Raw genomic sequence first — 17,335 nt, forward strand, 5'->3', positions numbered from 1 at the left:
CCGCTCCGGCTGGCCGAGCCCCCCGTTACCTCAGTCCCAGTCCGCGCGCGATGATGCCGCGCAGGATCTCGCGGGTGCCCCCCCGGAGCGAGAACGACGGTACCGCGAGTTCCGTATAGGCCAGCACTGCTGCATAGCTGTCGCGTCCTCCGGGCACGGCCGGGCGGGACAAGAGGCTGCGGGCCAGGCGCGGAATGTCCTGTTCATAGAGCGCACCGAGATCCTTGACGATGGCGGCCTGAAGCGCTGGGTTCTTGCCCTCGTTCAGCATCCCGGCCACCGACCGCGACATTTGCCGCAGCACCATCAGATGCGCGGACAGGCGGCCGATCTCGGCCTGTTGCGCCTCGGTGGCGTCTTTGCGCAGCAAACGAATAAGTTCTTCGATCAGGGCGAAGGACGACAGGAACCGTTCCGGTCCGCTGCGTTCGAAGGCCAGTTCGCTCATGACCTGCGACCACCCCTCGCCCTGTTCGCCCAGAAGCGCATCGGATGGCAGGAAGGTGTTGTCGAAGACAACCTGGTTGAAATGATGTTCGCCGCCCAGGTCGATGATCGGGCTGATCTGGATGTTCTCGGTGGCCTTGAGATCGATCAGAAACTGGCTCATCCCGCCGTGGCGGTCGTCGCTCTTGCCAGTGCGGCAGAACAGGATCATGTAATCGGCCACATGCGCATAGGTCGTCCAGACCTTTGTGCCGTTGACGCGGAAACCGCCCTCGACCTCGGTGGCGACGGTGCGCGTGGCCGCAAGGTCCGAGCCGGAATCCGGTTCGCTCATCCCGATGCAGAAACAGAGCTCGCCCGCGGCGATGCGCGGCACGATCGCGCGTTTCTGATCTTCGGTGCCCTTGGCAAGTATCAGCGGGCCGCTCTGACGATCGGCGATCCAGTGCGAAATTACCGGCGCACCGGCAGCCAGCAGTTCTTCGGACACGACATAGCGTTCCAGTGCGCTGCGCGCGTGACCGCCGTATTCTTTGGGAAAAGTCATGCCGACCCAGCCGCGCTGCGCCAGCTTGCGTGAAAAGTCACGGCTGAACCCATTCCACGACTCGGCGCGTTTTTCGGGCGGGAAATCTGCCAGCTCTTCGGCTAGAAATGCACGGACCTCTTGCCGCAGATCGTCATAGTCGGCGCCGGGCGGGGGTGAAGGAAACGCGGTGAGTGTCATGCCGTTGCGCCTTGTGCTGTGCTGTCAGTGATGAAATGCCAGAAGGTGTCGTGGGGGCTCGACAGTGCGGCCCGTCCCAGTTCCTGTGTCCAGTCCAGTTCGGTGCCGAACTCGTCGCGCCAGCTCCAGATCCGTTTGGTGAAATGGTGCAGCGCATGTTCCTGCGTATAGCCGATGGCCCCATGAACCTGATGAGCCAGCGCACCGACCGTTTCCGCAGCTTCTCCGGCGCTGCTTTTGGCGGCGGCAACGGTCAGCGCAAAGGCGGCTGTGTCATAGCTGTCGGCCGCCATTTCGGCGGCAGTGCGCGAAGCGGCGGTTTCTCCGGCCATCGTTGCGAGGTATTGCTGAATCGCCTGAAACTTGCCGATCGGTCGTCCGAACTGGACCCGGTCGTTGGCGTATTCGACACTCATCTTCAGGATGGTCTCCATCGCGCCGGCGGTGGCCAGGCTGCGGACAAGCGCACCCAGCCCGCGCATCCCGCCCATCGACCCGGGCAAGGCGGCGGCATTGGCCCCGGGCAGGTCGAGATCGACCGCGACATCGTCGCGCGGCATCCCGGCAAGATCCTGCGCCGGGGTGACGGTCAGATCCTTCACCGGAAGGGACAATACGTGATCGGCGCCATCCAGCGCGGCAATGGTCACGATCCGGTCCGCCCAGCGGGCAAAAGGCACCAGCGTCAGGTGTCCGCGTGCATGCACGGCACCGCCGCGCCGTTCCAGTTGCAGCACCTCGCCCTCGGCAATGGTCAGCCTGCCGCCGGACAGGGCCAGACCCGCGCGCGCCAGAACCGCATTTGCGATCAGGGTTTCGGCGAGCGGCAGGGGCAGGCCATGCGCCCCGGCAATGCGCACAAGCCCGAGCGCCTCGGCGGCGGGCACGCCGAAGCCGCCGGCCTCTTCGGGCACCAGCGCCATGTGCAACCCGGCCTCTTCGATCCGCGTCCAGAGGGCCTCAGGGCATTGTCCGGCGGCGGCGTCCTCGCGTAGGCCGTGGCTGACATGGTCGCGGAAAAGCCGCTCGGCCATGTCGAAGATCATCGACTCCATCAGGTGGTCCTTTCAGACAGTGCTTGGTTGGCGGTTGAAGTACCGTGTTCTGGTGTGTTGTGACGGGCGTGAAGTGATTGGCCGTCGGTTTCAATCGAAGCGCGCAGCGGCGGCAGATGCAGCCGTGTGCGCAGATCCTGACGAAACGCACCGGCGGCGTGCGGCGTGCCACCGTCCCGGCGGTATTTCTCAAGACAATCGGCGATCTTGTCACCGATCTCGGCTGGCGTCGCCGGGTCCGAGGGCGATCCGGGATGTGCCGCGACCGAGGTTTCGGCCAGGGTTTCGTTGCCTCTGCGCAGGCGGACATGGACCGCCCCATGGTCCACGCCGACGCGATCCTGCCCCGCGTCCGGTTCCGTTTCGATGGTCACCATGTCCATCAGGCGACGGATCTCGGCCCGGTGGGGGCTGTCGCCCTCGAAATCCGCGAGCCCGACCTGACCCTGATGCAGGGCGGCGCACAGGGTATAGGCGGCACAGAACTTGGCTTCCATTCCGTCCTTGGGATTGGTGACATGCAGGGGCACCATGACGCCCTTGGGCACTGTCATTTCGATCACCGAGTCCCCGGGCACCGCGTCGCCGCCGCGTTCGGTGTATAGATGCCGCCCTGCGGCAATCATCCTGTGCGTGAGATAGCAGCACGGATAAAGCTTGCGCGACACGCTGCCCAGATCGATCTTTGGCACCACTTCCGCAGGGTCGGTCGCAAGCCCGTCCGGACCGGCATAAAGATCGAAGAAGCCGCGCCGCGAAAAGATGTCGGGGGCGCCGGTGATCCCGGCTTCGGCCATGCGGGCGGAGCGCACTCCGACAAGGGCGGCGTTGCCGGCCTGGATCGGTTTTGCCATCGCGCCGAAATTGATCTGCAATCCGCCGGCCAGCGACGCGGCCAGCGACAGGGCGTTTCCGATGGCCTCGTCGTCAAGGTCAAGCTGATGCGCGACCGCTGCCGCCGCGGCCACGGCCCCGATCGTCGATGTGGCATGCCAGCCCTTGTTGTAGTGACCAAAGCCCAGAACCTGTCCCAGCGCGACATTGACGGCCGTTCCCACCGCAAGCGCGGGGGCGACACGGGCGGTCGTCTCTGGCCGCGCGTCTGCCATGGCCAGCAGCGCCGGCACGAAGACCACACTGGGGTGCGTGACGCTGAGCGTGTGGACATCGTCGAAGTCCAGCGCGTGACCGGCCACGGCGTTGAGGAACGCGGCCCGCTCTACGCCGCCCTTTCCGACTGCGCCCGCCGGCGCGGCCGCTCCGTCCCCGTCAAGTGCCGCGAGTCGGCGGACCACCGGCTCGTGCCACCCGCCATAGATGACGGCCACCGTATCCTCCACGCAAAGCGCGGCCTGCTCTGCATTTGCCGCGTCCAGCCGATGTGGCACGGCGATGAACCGCGTCAGACGGCGGGTGAAATCACTGGTCATGTCCTGATCCTCTCTGGTATTGCACTTTGCCTCATGTCGGGAGGTGCTATCAATTCGGGTGACCACCTGTTTGCACATATGTGTTGAAGAAGGATATTGGCGTTGTGATTCCCGCTGATCTGCGGCAGCCTGGTTGCAAACCTTCATCTGAATCCCTTGGAGATCGGGCGCCGGGCGTGTCAGAAAAGCCGCGAGAAGAAGGGCGAGCGTGGCTGGGGTGCCGGTGTGAATGGTCTGGAAGGCAAGGGCGCGAACGCGACAAGGCATTGCACCACGCCGTTTCCGTCAGACTTTCGTTTCGCAAAGATTCGCGACCGAGGCCGTCGGCCGCGTCAGGCAGTCGCTCTCGCCGTTCCCGCGCTGGCGATATGAGCGCGTTGCGTGCCGCACGGGATGAACCCGGAATCGGCGACATCGTTGTCCGACCGGCGTGTCTGACGCGGTCGGATCTGCCGACGCTTTGCGGGCAGGCCACACGGCTTAGGAAAAGCGGGGGCAGATGTCGTTCATTGACGTTCTGAAACGGCCCGCCGTGCGCAACCCGATTGCCACTGTCTGTCTGATGATCTGTCTTGGCGGTGGCATCGCGCAGGGTGTCTTTCCCGCCAGCGGCGTGTCGATCGCGGCCGTGCCGTTTTTTGGCGTCTATCTCGTGATCGCGTTCCGCAACATTGCCCGCGTCGGATGGGTGCTGCTTTTCTTCTCGTTCGCGATTGCCGTTCTGGCGCTGGCCGGTGGTATCGAAACGCGCATTTTCGCCGAGGCGGCGGGGCGTGTCGTTTTCCTGTCCGCGCTGCTGACGGCTGTCGCATTCCTACGCATCGCGGCCACGCAGGACCCGGTTGTAGAGGTCGCCGGAGAATTCCTGACGTTGCAGCCGCCGACCCGCCGCTACGCCTCTCTGGGTGCAGGGGGCCACCTGTTCGGCGTGCTGCTGAACCTCGGCGGGCTGGGCGTGATGCTTGAGGTCATCATGAAAGGCTTGCAGGCCCATCGCCATGAAATGGACGATGTGGTGTACGAGGCCCGCAAGCGCAGGATGGTAAGCGCCTGTATGCGGGGGTTTTCCTCGGTCGCGTTCTGGACGCCGTTCGGCGTCGCCCTGAATCTGATGATTCTCACGATTCCGGATCTTGAATGGGCGCATCTGGCGCCTTTCGGAATCGCGCTGGCCGGGGTGCTTTTCCTTCTGGGGTGGCTGTTCGACACGGTGGAATGGTGGCGCCCGCCGTCGGCGCGCGGTCGGGTCGCGGCCCTGACCGGGGACTTGCCGGGCTGGGCGCATTGGTCGGTCGTGATCGTTGCCGGTCATATCCTTGTACTCGGGGGCGTTGTGGTGGCACTGGATAGGGCGACGGAATACAGTTTCCAGACCGTCCTGATCGCCATCGTGCCGGTTTATGCGCTTCTCTGGTCGGGTCTGCGGAAGGGCATCGGCAGCATTCCGGACATGTCGCGCCGGTTCGTGGCCCAGGCGCCGGGGTTCGCGACCGAGATGAGCGTTATCGCGTCGGCGGGGTTCATCGGCCTTGTCGCGCTGGAAGTGGTCCCGGTCGAGTGGATTGCCGACCACTTGGGCTGGATTGCCGCGCGGCCTGTCCTGACCGTTGTGCTGTTGATCATGACGGTGTTCGTGACGGGGCTGCTGGGTGTGCACCCGATGATCTCGGTGGTGCTGCTGGCGGACGTGGTCAACCGCGTCGGCGTGGATGGTTTGTCGCCGCTCGCTCTGGGCCTTGCACTGGCCGGCGGCTGGAGCAGCATCATCTGCATGGGGCCTGCCATCACTGCCGTCGTTTATGCCTCCTCAATCGTCGGGGAACGGCCCCTGACCATCGGTTTTCGCTGGAACGGAGTTTTCGGTCTTGTCAGCATCGTCCTCATCACTCTCATTGTCGGTGGCGGTGTCGCTACAGGGCTGTTCTGAGCGACGGGGATTTTTCATCCGGGTCCGGGCGCGGCCAATCGCACATATGTGTTCGATCATGCCTGTCACATGGCGGAGGGTGCTGGATTGCGTGCGTTCCAGTACAGTTGTTCTGCGCAAATTCCCCGGCGGTCTGCCAGGGAAACAGAAGCATCGGAGCGACGACCCATACGATGAACGACCAAACGAAACCCACGCGTCGCAGCAAGGTCACGAGGCTGCAGGACGCAGCGCATCTGGCCCGGGACGCTTTGCAGGAACGTCCTGAATTATGCCTTGGCGGGCTGTTCAAGCAGGGCCGGCCGGTCGCATTGGTGCGCGGGTTGCTGGCTGCGGGCGCAAAGGACCTGCATGTCTATTCCTCGCCCGGCGCGGGCTATGACGTCGATCTGATGATCGCGACAGGCGCGGTCGAGCAGGTGTTCATTCCCGGCGTCACGCTGGAGAACCGGCTTTGCCCCAATTTCCGCAGCGCGGTTGAGGCAGGGCAGGTGACTGCCCACGCGCTTGACGCGTTGACCGTGGTGGGCGGGCTGATGGCCTCGGCCCATGGTGTTCCGTTTCAGCCGATCGACGCGTTGCGCGGGTCGGACGTGTTGAAGCACAATCCGCTGATCCGCGAAATCGACTGCCCCTTTTCGGGACGCCGCATCCACGCCGTCGGGCCGATCCGGCCCCGCGTCACGTTCCTGCACGCGCAAGAGGCCGACCGCTGGGGAAACCTGCGCCATCTCAGCACCATGGTCTATGCCGATCAGCTGATGGCGCGCGCCTCGGACATGGTCATTGCCAGCGTGGACAGGATCGTGCCGGACGAGGTGATCCTTGACGATCCGTCGCGGGTCACGGTGCCGTCCCACTATGTCGATGCCGTGGTCGAGGTGCCTTACGGCGCGCATCCCACCGCGAGCTTCCCCCATTACGCGATGGACGAGGATCATATCGACGCCTACGCCGATCTGGGCGACGCCGCCCGTACCGGCGACCGCGCAGGACTGGACGACTACATCGCGCGTCATGTGACGCGGCCGAAAAGCCAGGGTGACTATATTGAAGCGGTCGGCGGCGCCGAATATTTCGCCCGGCTCGAAGCGGAGACACGGAAGAGATGAGCGCGGCGGTTTCCCCCCTTGAGCAAATGGTTGTCGTGCTGGCCCGCGACCTGGCCGATGGCGAGCTGGGCGCGGCGGGTGCTGCTGCATTGGTCCCGATGGCGGCGATCGCTCTGGCGCGTGAACTGCACGCACCGAACCTGACAGTCGGCGGAGAGATGTTCTTCAATCCGCTGCCGGGGCATCTTTATCCGTCCATGCTGGATGACCGTGCCTTGGGCCGGTGTGAGGCCGCCGAAACCTTCATCGAGCTTTTCGGCCACAGTCATCACGGCCTGGACTTCTTCTTTCACAGCGGGTTGCAGCACGATTCCTACGGCAATATCAACCTGCATCACGTCGGTGGCACGCTCGACGCGCCCGGGATGCGCGGGCCGGGGGCGGCCAACCTGTCCTACTGCCACACCTCCACGCGATTCTATGTCTGCCCCACGGTTCATACTACGCGAAATTTTGTCGAGAAAGTGGACTTCATCACCATACCGGGCCACCTTTCCGGGCCCGAGGCGAAACGCGCCGCCGGCCTGAAAAAGGAAGGACCGCGGTTCGTGGTGACACCACGCGCTGTCATGGATTTCGACCCGGCGACGCTGCGGATGCGACTGAAATCGGTCCATGCGGGCAATACGTCCGAAGAGGTTCAGCGCCACACGGGGTTCGATCTTGGGATCAGGGGAGACGTGCCACAGACGCCGGCGCCAACAGAGGAGGAACTGACTGTCCTGCGTGAGCGGATCGACAAGACCGGAACTCTGCGCGCCTGACGCGCAGGTGCCGATAATTTTGAACAACGACTGGGAGGAAAACATGTTCAAACGCGTAACGACCAGAAACCGGACGGCAATCGGTGCCGCTGCGGCCTTGAGTGCCATGCTTGTGGGCGGGGTGGTTTCGGCCAAGGATCTCACGATGGGGACCACCAGCCCGACGTCCAGCCACTTCACGATCTCGGTGGCGATGAGCAAGGCGATCGAGACCGGCATGGAAGATACCACCGTCAACGTGATCGAGACCGGCGCCAGCGTGGACAATGTCCTGCGCCTCGCGCGGGACGAAATCGATCTCGGTCTTGCCACCACCGATATTCTTATCTCGGCCCGAAACGGAACCGGCAAGTTCGAAGGCAACGCCATTCCCGATACGGTTGCGCTGTATCCCTACAGCGCGTCGGTCCTGTTGATTGCCGCAACCGAGGAATCGGGTGTGACCACGCTCGACGATCTGGATGGCAAGAAGTTCAATCCCGGTATCCGGGGATCGGCCGCCGAGACCCTGACAACCACCGTGCTGTCGATGTTCGACATCGACGCCGACCTTGTGCATGGTGCCGTCGGTGACGCGGTCGAAGGCATCAAGAACCGCCAGATCATCGGCTACAGCAAATACGGTGCCGCAAACTCTGTCGATGCGACCCTGCAAGAGCTGATGACAAGCACCGAGATGCGGTTGATCGGCTTCTCCGAAGAGCAGGAGAAAGCGGCGACGGAAGCCATGGAGGGCGTCGGTTTCACAACCCTCCCCGCAGGGCTTATTCCGGGATCCGAGGAGATGCGGGTGCCTAAGCTCAACGTCTTCTTCCTGACCCGCACCGGCGTCATGGACGACGACACAGCCTATGACATCGCCCGCAGCATCCACCAGAACATGGATCTGCTGGTCGAAGCCTGGCCGCAGCTGGCGGAGTACGACATCGCCGCCGATGCCGTCGCCACCATCGAGGCCGGTGTACCCTATCATCCGGGCGCGGTGCGGTACTGGAAAGAAGCCGTCGGCAACTGATTCCGCACTGCGGACGGTCATACTGCCGGTCGAACGGACCGGTCGAGCGGGGCGCCACATGCGCCCCGCCGTCTCGGGAGGAAACATGAAACACTCATTGACCGAAGCTTCGCGCTGGGAACGGCGCGGCGCGCAGGCGCTCGGCGCGTTGTTTGCGGCATTCGTCGCGCTGCATTTCTACAATGCCCTGTTCGGGCAGTTCGAACCGCTGGTTCAACGACCGATCTTTATCGGCTTCGGTCTGGGCGGTGCCTTTTTCCTGTACGCCGCGCGCGCGTCGCGGACCGGCGGCCGAAACGGCCTGGAACGGGCCATCGACATCACACTCGGGCTGCTGGCCTTTGGCGTGTGCCTTTATGTGATCCTCAACCGGGATCGTTTTTCCGACATCATGGTGCAGTACGGCCCGCTCGACAAGGCCGCCGGGTTGCTGGTCGTCCTGCTGACGCTCGAAGCGGCCCGCCGGGTGATCGGCTGGTTCCTGCCCTTGCTGGCGCTGATCACCGTCCTCTATTATTACTTCGGGTACGATCTGATCGACGGGGGCTGGCGCCCGCCGCGGGTTTCGGCGCGAACGGCGGTCGAGACCTTTTACAGTTCGACCACCGGCATTTTCGGTTATCTGGCGGATGTGGGCGCGCGGGTCATCACGATCTATGTGCTTTTGGGGGCGTTGCTGCTGTCCACCGGGGCAACCGACGTGTTCATGAAAATGGCCACCTGGATCGCCGGACGCACCTTCGGCGGCCCCGCCAAGGTCTGCGCCCTGTCTTCGGCCATGTTCGGGACGGTGACCGGATCGGCGGTGGCCAATGTGATGGCAACAGGTTCGATCACCATTCCCACGATGAAGCGGTTGCGCTATCCGCCGGCATTCGCCGGCGCGGTCGAGGCAGTCGCCTCCTCGGCCGGTCAGCTGACGCCGCCGGTGATGGGGGCAGGTGCATTCATCATGGCCGAGTTCCTGAACATTCCCTACACCCAGATCGCTGTAGCAGCGGTCGGTCCTGCGTTTCTCTATTACCTCGCGATTTGGCTCGGGGTGGATCTTTATGCGCGGCGCACAGGCCTTCAGCCCACCCCGAAGAGCGAAATGCCGAAACCGGCGGATTTCCTGGCGCCCGACAAGGCGATCCCGCTTTTTCTTCCCATCGGGACGGTGATCTATTTCCTGTTCCAGGGCTATACACCAAGCTTTGCGGGCGCAGCGTCGATCATCGTTCTGATCCTGACCTGCGCGGTCGTGCGCCCCTTCGCCCAGGAGGCCCGGGCCCAGGGATTGCGGGCGTGCTGGGCCGGGCTGGCCCGCGACGTTTATGAAGGGATGGTCGAAGCCGGCCGCGCGCTGGTGATGATCGCCGCGTTGCTGGCCTGTGCCGCGATCGTCGTCAAGGTTCTGACGGCGACGGGCGCCGGTGTAAAAATCTCGAACCTGCTCTTTTCTGTGTCCGATCAGGGCCTGATCGTCGCCTTGCTGCTGGCGGCTGTGCTGTCGATCGTGTTGGGAATGGATGTTCCGACCACCGCCTCCTACGTGCTGGCGGCGGCGATTGCCGCGCCCAGTCTCGTGCGGCTTGGCCTGCCGGAATTGACGGCGCATCTTTTCGTCTTCTACTACGCGATCCTGTCGGCCATCACGCCACCGGTCTGCGCCAGTGTCTATGCGGCGGCCGCGCTGGCCGGGGCCAATTTCTGGAAGGTGGCCGGCCGCGCGCTGGTTCTTGCCGGTGCGGTCTATGTTGTGCCGTTCCTGTTCGTGTTCCGGCCAGGCATTCTGGCGCAGGGCGGGACCGGTCAGATCGTTCTGGATCTGGGCGTGGCAAGCGCCGCGGTCTTCGCCGTCAGCGTCGGGTTGAGCGGTTACCTCAGGGGAACGCTGACTCTGGTGGGACGGGGGTTGTTTCTGGCGACGGCTGCATTGTTGATCTATGCCGCGCCGATGGCCGACATTATCGGCGGGCTGGCGCTGATCGGTTTGGTCGCATGGCGGCTTTTTCTCGGAGAGCGGCAGACCCTGAGCACCGGGTGACGCCGCTGCTTCTTCACAAGAACGGGCCGCCGCAGAGTACCTGCGGTGGCCCTTTTCGCGTGGGACAGTCGGGGCCTCTGGCCCCTTGCGTCACGTCATCCTGAAGTAGGGAAAGGTGATCTCGTCGGTGGCTTTCACGAAGGTCACTTCGACCTTGGCTCCGATCCGCACGGATTCAGGATCGTCGGTCTGGATCCGGCTCATCATCCGCGGGCCTTCTTCCAGTTCGATCAGCGCGACGACATAGGGAACGTCGTCGGCAAAGGCCGGGCCTGCCGGGCGGCGGGCGATGGTGAAGGTATGCACCTCGCCACGCCCGCTGACCGTGTCGAATTTCAGGTTGTCGGAATGGCAATGCGGGCAGATCGCCCGCGGATAGAAGTGATGCTTGCCGCAATCGCCGCACAGCGGGATGTCAAGCCGACCCTCGTGCGCGGCCTCCCAATAGGGGGCGCTGTCGTGGTCGATCACCGGAAGCGGTTTTTCAGTGCTCATCGGCTCAGTCCTTCTGCAAAATCACGGTTGCGCCGGAGGACAGCGTGCCCCCCGTGCCATGAACCAGCGCGGTTTCGGCCCCCGCGACCTGCCGGTCGCCACAGACGCCCCGCAACTGCCGGCTGGCCTCGATCAGCAGGAACATCCCGTACATGCCCGGATGCAGCGCCGACAGGCCGCCGCCATTGGTGTTCATCGGAAAGGCGCCGCCCGGCGCCGTGCGTTGGCCCGACACGAAATCGCCGCCCTCGCCGATCTTGCAGAAGCCAAGCGCTTCGAGCGTCAGCAGGACCGTGACGGTGAAACTGTCGTAGACCTCGACCACGTCGATGTCGGAATGGCTTACCCCGGCCATTTTCATCGCCGTTTCGCCGGCCTTCTGCGCGGGCAGCAAGCGGGCGAGGTCGGGCATCTCGCCGATGGCCCAATGGGTGTGCGCTTCGCCATAGCCCTTGACCGCGACGGGTTTGGTCTTGAGGTCCCTGGCGCGTTCGGCGGTGGTCATCACGATGGCGCCCGCGCCGTCGGTGACAAGGCAGCAATCGAGAAGATGCAGCGGTTCCGAGATCATCGTGCTGGACAGGACATCGTCGACGGTGAGCGGATCGCGCCGAGTCGCGGCGGGGTTCAGCTGTGCCCATTTCCGGGTGGCGACGGCAATTTCGGCCAGGTTCTCGGAGGTGGTGCCGTATTCGTGCATGTGACGCTGTGCCGCCATCGCGTAGCCACCCACAGGCGTCGGCATCCCGTAGGGTGTTTCGTGCTGCATGGACAGGACCGAAGGACGTCCGCCCAGATTGCGGCTGCGCAGGGATTTCTGGTCGGAACTGTAGACGATCAGGGCAACCTCGCAATAGCCCTCGCGCAGCGCCATCGCGGCGTGGGCGACATGCGCTTCGAAGGCCGAGCCGCCGATATTGGTGCCATCGACATAGGTCGGCATTATATTGAGATATTCGCCCAGCGTTACCGTGGCGAGCTGTCCCGGCCCCGGCACGCCCCACATGCCGGCGGTCAAAAGACCGTCGACATCGTCCAGCGTCAGGCCGGCTTCCTCGACGGCGGCCTTCGCCACCAGGGCGGCATGGCCCAGAACCGAGGCCTTGGTGACGAATTTCCCGTCCTCGATTGGCGCGTCGGCAAGGCCGACGATCACCGGATCGCGTCCGTTCTTCATATGTTTTTTCCCTTTGTTGTGCGGTGGTGTCCCAAAGCGGTCCCGAGGTCAGTTCGGGCGCATGGTCTTGGCGATCAGCGTGCGCTGTATCTGCGAGGTTCCGCCACCGATGGTGCTTTGCATCCCTTCACGGAAATAGCGTTCCATGTCCGAGTCGGGCAGCATGGAATGCCCGCCGAGGATCTGCATGCCGTTACGGGTGACGGTTTGCAGGGTCTCGGAGGCAAAGAGTTTCGCCATCGACACTTCGCGCGTGCAGGGCGTCTTGGCCGCGGCCAGGCTGGCAGCGCGATAGACCAGAAGCCGCGCGGCGTCGACCTGGGTCTGCATGTCGGCCAGCATGTGGCGGATCACCTGAAAGTCGAAGATCGGCTTGTCGAACTGGATCCGTTCATGCGCGTAGCGCAGGGCATCGTCCACCGCTGTCTGGGCATTGCCGACATAGGCCGCGGCCACGGCGACACGTTCCAGTTCCAGATGGTCGGTGATGATCGACCAGCCTTCATTCTCGGTGCCCAGCAGCGCATCGGAAGGCAGTTTCACGTCGTCCACGAAAATCTCGGTGGTGCCTGTTGCGCGCCGCGCCAGGGTCGGCAGCTTTCGGATGTCCAGACCCTCGGTGTCGTTGGGGATCAGGAAGACCGACAGCCCCTTGTGCTTTGGCGCGTCGGGGTCGGTGCGGGTCAGCATGGCGAGGATCGCATTGTCGGCCTTTGCGCCCGAGCACCAGAGCTTTTGCCCCTTGACCACCCAGCCGTTGCCGTCGCGCCGCGCGCGGGTCTTGGTCGAAGCCGCGTCCGACCCGGCGCCGGGTTCGGAAATCGAGATCGAGAAGCGGATGTCGCCATCCAGGAACGGCTGGATGTACCGCTCTTTCTGTTCGGGCGTGCCGAATTTCTCGATATTCATTGCGGTGAAGGTGGCGACCATCAGGCCGGTGGAAAAGTCGAAGCCGTATTTTGCCAGCCCCTCGCACATCAGCGCATAATCCATGATGTCGCCGCCCAGCCCGCCGCTCTCTTCCGAGAACAGGATGCCGAGCCAGCCCTGCTTGGCCACCTTTTCATAGGCCTCATAGGGGTATTCGCGTTCGAGATCGCATTTGCGGATATAGTCGCGGCCGATCTCCTCGTCGATGAAACGCTCGACGGTCGTGCGCCACATCTCCTGCTCGGGGGTCAAGAAGTTCATGCGCTCTCTCCTTGTGTGGTGTCGTGCGCGGCCCGGATTTTGGGCGGTTCTCCGGGGCGATCGAGACGGGTCTTTCGGATTAGCAGGCTGAACTCGCAGCGCATCACCGTTTCGTCCCGCTGGTTGATGCCTTCCAGCTTGCTGGTCACGACACCATGCTTTTCGTCATGGTCCTTCAGATTGACGATTTCCACGCGGGCCCAGAGGGTGTCGTTGATGAAGGTCGGCCGCAGAAAGCGCAGCTCGTCGCAGCCGTAGAAGGCAGCGAGCACGGAGCTGTCGAAGGGGATCATCGCGTTGACGATGGAAAACACGAGGCTGCCCTGAACAAGGCGCTGGCCGTATATCGCCTCCTTGGCATGCTCGATGTTGGAATGCAGTTCGAGCCAGTTCCCGGTGAGCATGCAGAAATTGACGACATCGGTTTCCGTCATCGTCCGCCCGCTCGAAACGCCGGTCTGGCCCAGTGACAACTCTCCGAAAGGGTGACGTATCACGTTAAATTCTCCTGTTCATTCGCCTTGGGTGCCAACACGATCAAGGCATCGGCAGCAGCCAATCCTTTCCCGTCCGCCCGAACCATCACAGGGTTGATTTCAATTTCCGAGATCAGATCGGCGTTTTCGGCGAAGAAAACAGATATGCGTGAAATCAGGTCCGCCAGGGCCCCCTTGTCGGCGGGTTCCGCGCCGCGCAGCCCCGCCAGCAACCTGGCACCCGGGCCCGAATCCACCATCGCCTCGGCGGTTTGCGGCCCTGCGGGTGCAAGCCGGATTTCGGCCGCGTCTATCAGTTCCACCAGAATTCCGCCGGGGCCGGCCAGAACGATCGGGCCAAAGGTTTCGTCGCGTTTGCAACCTATGATCCATTCGGCCACGGACCCTTCTTCCATTTCCTCGATCAGCGCCGTGCCGCCCACAAACCGTTCCGCCATTTCGGCGGCGGCCTGTTTCGCCTCTTGAGGCGAGAGACCCAGTCGGACGAGACCATGATCGGACTTATGCGGGTAGTCGTCGTGACACAGCTTGGCGACACAGCGCCCCTCGGCGGGATCGCGTTTCGGCACCGGTATACCGATCTGTTGCAGCAGGTCCTTCGAGTCGGCCTCGTGGACCACTTTACGCCCGGCGCGCTGCCAGTTTTCCAGTGTTTCCCTCGGGGTCATGCCACTTCTCCTGTCGTAGCCGCCAGCGCCGAAAGGCCCGAGGCCGCCCGCGCGGGCGAATCATAAACCGGGACAGCCCGTTCGCGCAGAGCCTCGCCCGAGGCATTGCTGCGCGCCGAGCCTGTCCAGACAATCAGGATCGGCTTGCCGGTGCTGTCGAACGCCTCGGCCAAAGCCTCGATGAACTGTTGATCCGGCACAAATGTGATAATTGCGATGGCGATATCCACGCCCGGATCGGCCGCTACGGCCTCCAGGCAACGGCCCACATAGGTGGGATTCGCCAGAACGACGCCGGTCAGATCGACCGGATTCGACACCGAGCCGTAGAACGGCACATAACGCGACAGCGCGGTTTGCGTCGCTTCGGCCAGGACCGGAACCTCGAAGCCGGCGCTTTCGGCCAGGTCGGTCATCTCGACGCCGAGCCCGCCGGTGACAGAGATGATTCCGACCCGGTTGCCGGCAGGCCGCCTGCCTGCGGCGAGGGCCGTGACGGCATCGACGGCAGCCACGGATTCCCGGGCGCGGATAACCCCGGTTTCGCGGAAGACCGCACTGATCACCCGGTCGTCTCCGGCCATCGCGCCGGTATGCGATTGGACAGCGCGCGATCCGGCGCGGCTTCGTCCGCCCTTGACCGCAACGACGTGCTTTCCGGCTCTTGTGAGTCGTTGGGCCGCCTCGGCAAAGCGGCGCCCGTCGCGCAGTTCCTCGACGTAGCACAGAACCACGCGGGTCTGCTGATCGTTGCCGAGATATTCGAGCAGATCCGCGGCGGTCAGATCCGTTTCGTTGCCGCTGGAGACGATGGCATTGATCCCCACGCCGCGTTCGCCCAGACGCAACGCCATAAGGCCGCCTAGCGCGCCGGACTGGGAAATCATGGCCACGGGGCCGGGCCTGAGACCGTTGAACATGGGGCTGAAGGTCAATTGCAGATCCGACGCGGGGCGCACCACGCCTTCGCAGTTCGGCCCGACCAGGCGAAAGGGCGCGTCCTGCATGATCCGGCGCAGCCGCATCTCGTTGTTGTGGCCGTCTTCCCCGGCTTCCGAAAAGCCGGAGGTCACCCCGACCACGACTTTCACATCGAGCCGGGTACAGGTTTCCAGCGCATCGAGAGCGACGCCGACCGGGGTTGCCAGAACGACCACGTCGATCGGGCCGTCGATCTCCTCCAGGCTGCGTGCTGCCGCAAGCCCCTCGATTTCGCCGCCCGAGGGGTTCACCGGAATGATCTTGCCGCGATAGCCGTTGCTCTTCAGCAGGGCCAGCACGGCCTGCCCGAGCTTGCCCTTGGTGCGGGACGCCCCGACGACCGCGATGGTGCTGGGATCGAACAGAGCGTCCAATGCCTCTGCAACCGAAGGTCGGCGAACCGCCATTCGATTCGTGTTTGGCTCAGCCATTTCTTTCTCCGTCAAGTGAAAATTTTATTGTCCGTTTCGATGATCTAACGGGCGTTCGATTGTTCTCGCAATGGATTTAGGTTCCGATGAGACTGAGGGCGCTGGACCCGGAGGTTGGGGCTTGACGACCGAGAAATGACAATCTGGGAGACTACCGAGTGAAATTAACAGACGGGCCGCTGAGCGATCTCAGGGTGATTGAAATGGGGCATGTGATTGCCGCGCCGATGTGCGGCGCTCTGCTCTCCGATTTCGGCGCCGATGTGATCAAGATCGAACGGCCGGGGCAGGGCGACATGCTACGGGTTCTGAGCGCGCGCGCCAAGGATGGCGTCGGTGTGTGGTGGAAGACGCTGGCCCGAAACAAGCGACTGGTTGCGCTGGACTGGAAAACCGAAGACGGCCGCGAGGTTCTGCGCCGCTTGGTCGAAAACGCGCAGGTTCTTATCGAAAACTTCCGCCCCGGCGTGCTTGAAAGGGCGGGATTGGCGCCAGAGGTTCTGCATGGCTGGAATCCCGATCTGGTGATCGTGCGGATCTCGGGCTATGGCCAGACCGGGCCGCGTTCCTCGTGGCCGGGTTTCGGTCGGGCCGGCGAGGCCATGAGCGGACTGGCGCACATCACCGGCTTTGCCGACAACGCGCCGATGCACCCCGGCTTTCCCGCCGCGGATTCGACCACCGGCCTGATGGCGGCCTACGGCGCGATGATGGCGCTTCATGCGGTGCAGAACGGCAGCGCCAGGGGCCAGGTGGTGGACCTGGCCATCTTCGAGCCGCTGTTGCGCCTGATCGACTATCACGTTCCGACGCGAACCGGCGCGGGGCTGCCGGTTGACCGAAACGGACTTCAGGCACCCAATTCCTACGCCCCGGCGGGGGTGTTTCGCGCCAGGGACGGGAAATGGGTCACAATCAGCGCAGGCAGTGCGGCGACCGGGCGGCGGCTTCTGGAAGCCGCGGGCGGAAAGGAATGGGCGGAACAGCCGCAATTCCAAAGCCTCGATGGCTTCGCGGAGCACATGGACGAGATTGTGGACCGTCTCGGCGCATTTGTGGCACAGCATGACGCGCAGAAGGCGATTGACATCTTCCAGGCCCACGATGCCGTGGCGGCGATGGTCTATGACGTCGATGACATCCTTGCCGATCCGCAGATCGCCGCGCGCGGCGACATCGTCGGGGTCGAGGGCGACGACACCAAGGTCGTCGGACCCGTGCCAAAGCTGGACAAGACGCCGGGACGGCTGCGCTGGCTCGGGCGCAGAGAGCTGGGCGCCGACAGCCGCGCAGTGCTGGAAGAGCTCGGATACGACGCCGGGAAGATCGACAAGCTCACCGAAAACGGCACTGTAGCCGAACCGAAACGCTGAGAGCGGACTGCGAGAT

The 17,335-nt window shown here is 63.8% G+C and carries 15 protein-coding genes; 6 read left to right on the plus strand and 9 right to left on the minus strand.

Translation table 11 applies throughout. The annotated features are described in order from the left end of the window. Window positions 1-25 precede the first annotated feature (25 nt). From P1U75_RS04070 to P1U75_RS04080, 3 genes are read right to left on the minus strand one after another with little or no spacing between them, the layout of a single operon-like run. Complete coding sequence (locus tag P1U75_RS04070) at window positions 26-1,174, minus strand: acyl-CoA dehydrogenase family protein (RefSeq protein WP_300240139.1); 1,149 nt, start codon at window positions 1,172-1,174, stop codon at window positions 26-28. After that, on the minus strand, window positions 1,171-2,229 hold the full coding sequence (locus tag P1U75_RS04075; protein WP_300240141.1) for an acyl-CoA dehydrogenase family protein: 1,059 nt from the start codon (window positions 2,227-2,229) through the stop codon (window positions 1,171-1,173). Before P1U75_RS04075 ends, P1U75_RS04070 begins: the two co-directional genes overlap by 4 nt. Then, entirely contained in the window at window positions 2,229-3,659 is a 1,431-nt protein-coding gene (locus P1U75_RS04080) for an MmgE/PrpD family protein (protein WP_300240144.1), read from the minus strand. Before P1U75_RS04080 ends, P1U75_RS04075 begins: the two co-directional genes overlap by 1 nt. 532 nt (window positions 3,660-4,191) lie before the next feature. On the opposite strand from P1U75_RS04080, the gene P1U75_RS04085 reads away from it, so the two are divergent. The 5 genes from P1U75_RS04085 to P1U75_RS04105 all read left to right on the plus strand — a co-directional run bounded on the left by P1U75_RS04085 (window position 4,192) and on the right by P1U75_RS04105 (window position 10,506). After that, a complete protein-coding gene (locus tag P1U75_RS04085; protein WP_300240146.1) occupies window positions 4,192-5,586 on the plus strand; it encodes a hypothetical protein in 1,395 nt (464 codons plus the stop codon). Between the two features lie 173 nt (window positions 5,587-5,759). Next, window positions 5,760-6,698 (plus strand): CoA-transferase, encoded by a 939-nt coding sequence (locus P1U75_RS04090; protein ID WP_300240149.1) that lies wholly within the window; start codon window positions 5,760-5,762, stop codon window positions 6,696-6,698. Continuing rightward, window positions 6,695-7,462, plus strand: coding sequence for a hypothetical protein (locus tag P1U75_RS04095; protein WP_300240151.1), 768 nt, complete (start codon window positions 6,695-6,697; stop codon window positions 7,460-7,462). Before P1U75_RS04090 ends, P1U75_RS04095 begins: the two co-directional genes overlap by 4 nt. Then, the gene (locus P1U75_RS04100) at window positions 7,425-8,477 is read left to right on the plus strand and encodes a TAXI family TRAP transporter solute-binding subunit (RefSeq protein WP_300240154.1); all 1,053 of its coding nucleotides are present in this window, start codon (window positions 7,425-7,427) and stop codon (window positions 8,475-8,477) included. The genes P1U75_RS04095 and P1U75_RS04100 overlap by 38 nt, the downstream gene beginning before the upstream one ends. An 85-nt stretch (window positions 8,478-8,562) precedes the next feature. Then, on the plus strand, window positions 8,563-10,506 hold the full coding sequence (locus tag P1U75_RS04105) for a TRAP transporter fused permease subunit (RefSeq protein ID WP_300240156.1): 1,944 nt from the start codon (window positions 8,563-8,565) through the stop codon (window positions 10,504-10,506). A 90-nt stretch (window positions 10,507-10,596) separates the two neighbouring features. Here P1U75_RS04105 and P1U75_RS04110 read toward each other — a convergent pair whose 3' ends face one another. Genes P1U75_RS04110 through P1U75_RS04135 form a run of 6 tightly spaced genes read right to left on the minus strand, consistent with a single transcriptional unit; the run spans window position 10,597 to window position 15,946 of the window. Further along, window positions 10,597-11,001, minus strand: a complete 405-nt coding sequence (locus tag P1U75_RS04110) for a Zn-ribbon domain-containing OB-fold protein (protein ID WP_300240158.1) — start codon at window positions 10,999-11,001, stop codon at window positions 10,597-10,599. Window positions 11,002-11,005: 4 nt separating this feature from the next. Further along, window positions 11,006-12,178, minus strand: coding sequence for an acetyl-CoA acetyltransferase (locus P1U75_RS04115; protein WP_300240160.1), 1,173 nt, complete (start codon window positions 12,176-12,178; stop codon window positions 11,006-11,008). Window positions 12,179-12,226: 48 nt separating this feature from the next. After that, window positions 12,227-13,369, minus strand: a complete 1,143-nt coding sequence (locus P1U75_RS04120; RefSeq protein WP_300240162.1) for an acyl-CoA dehydrogenase family protein — start codon at window positions 13,367-13,369, stop codon at window positions 12,227-12,229. Continuing rightward, a complete protein-coding gene (locus P1U75_RS04125) occupies window positions 13,366-13,803 on the minus strand; it encodes a MaoC/PaaZ C-terminal domain-containing protein (protein ID WP_300240164.1) in 438 nt (145 codons plus the stop codon). The genes P1U75_RS04120 and P1U75_RS04125 overlap by 4 nt, the downstream gene beginning before the upstream one ends. 59 nt (window positions 13,804-13,862) lie before the next feature. Then, on the minus strand, window positions 13,863-14,534 hold the full coding sequence (locus P1U75_RS04130) for an acetate--CoA ligase family protein (protein ID WP_300240166.1): 672 nt from the start codon (window positions 14,532-14,534) through the stop codon (window positions 13,863-13,865). Continuing rightward, the gene (locus P1U75_RS04135) at window positions 14,531-15,946 is read right to left on the minus strand and encodes a CoA-binding protein (protein ID WP_300240168.1); all 1,416 of its coding nucleotides are present in this window, start codon (window positions 15,944-15,946) and stop codon (window positions 14,531-14,533) included. Before P1U75_RS04135 ends, P1U75_RS04130 begins: the two co-directional genes overlap by 4 nt. A gap of 158 nt (window positions 15,947-16,104) precedes the next feature. On the opposite strand from P1U75_RS04135, the gene P1U75_RS04140 reads away from it, so the two are divergent. Further along, window positions 16,105-17,319, plus strand: a complete 1,215-nt coding sequence (locus P1U75_RS04140; RefSeq protein WP_082631166.1) for a CoA transferase — start codon at window positions 16,105-16,107, stop codon at window positions 17,317-17,319. Window positions 17,320-17,335: the final 16 nt, after the last annotated feature.

Source organism: Antarcticimicrobium sp. (assembly GCF_029212575.1).
In the GTDB taxonomy this organism is placed as follows: Bacteria; Pseudomonadota; Alphaproteobacteria; order Rhodobacterales; family Rhodobacteraceae; genus Antarcticimicrobium.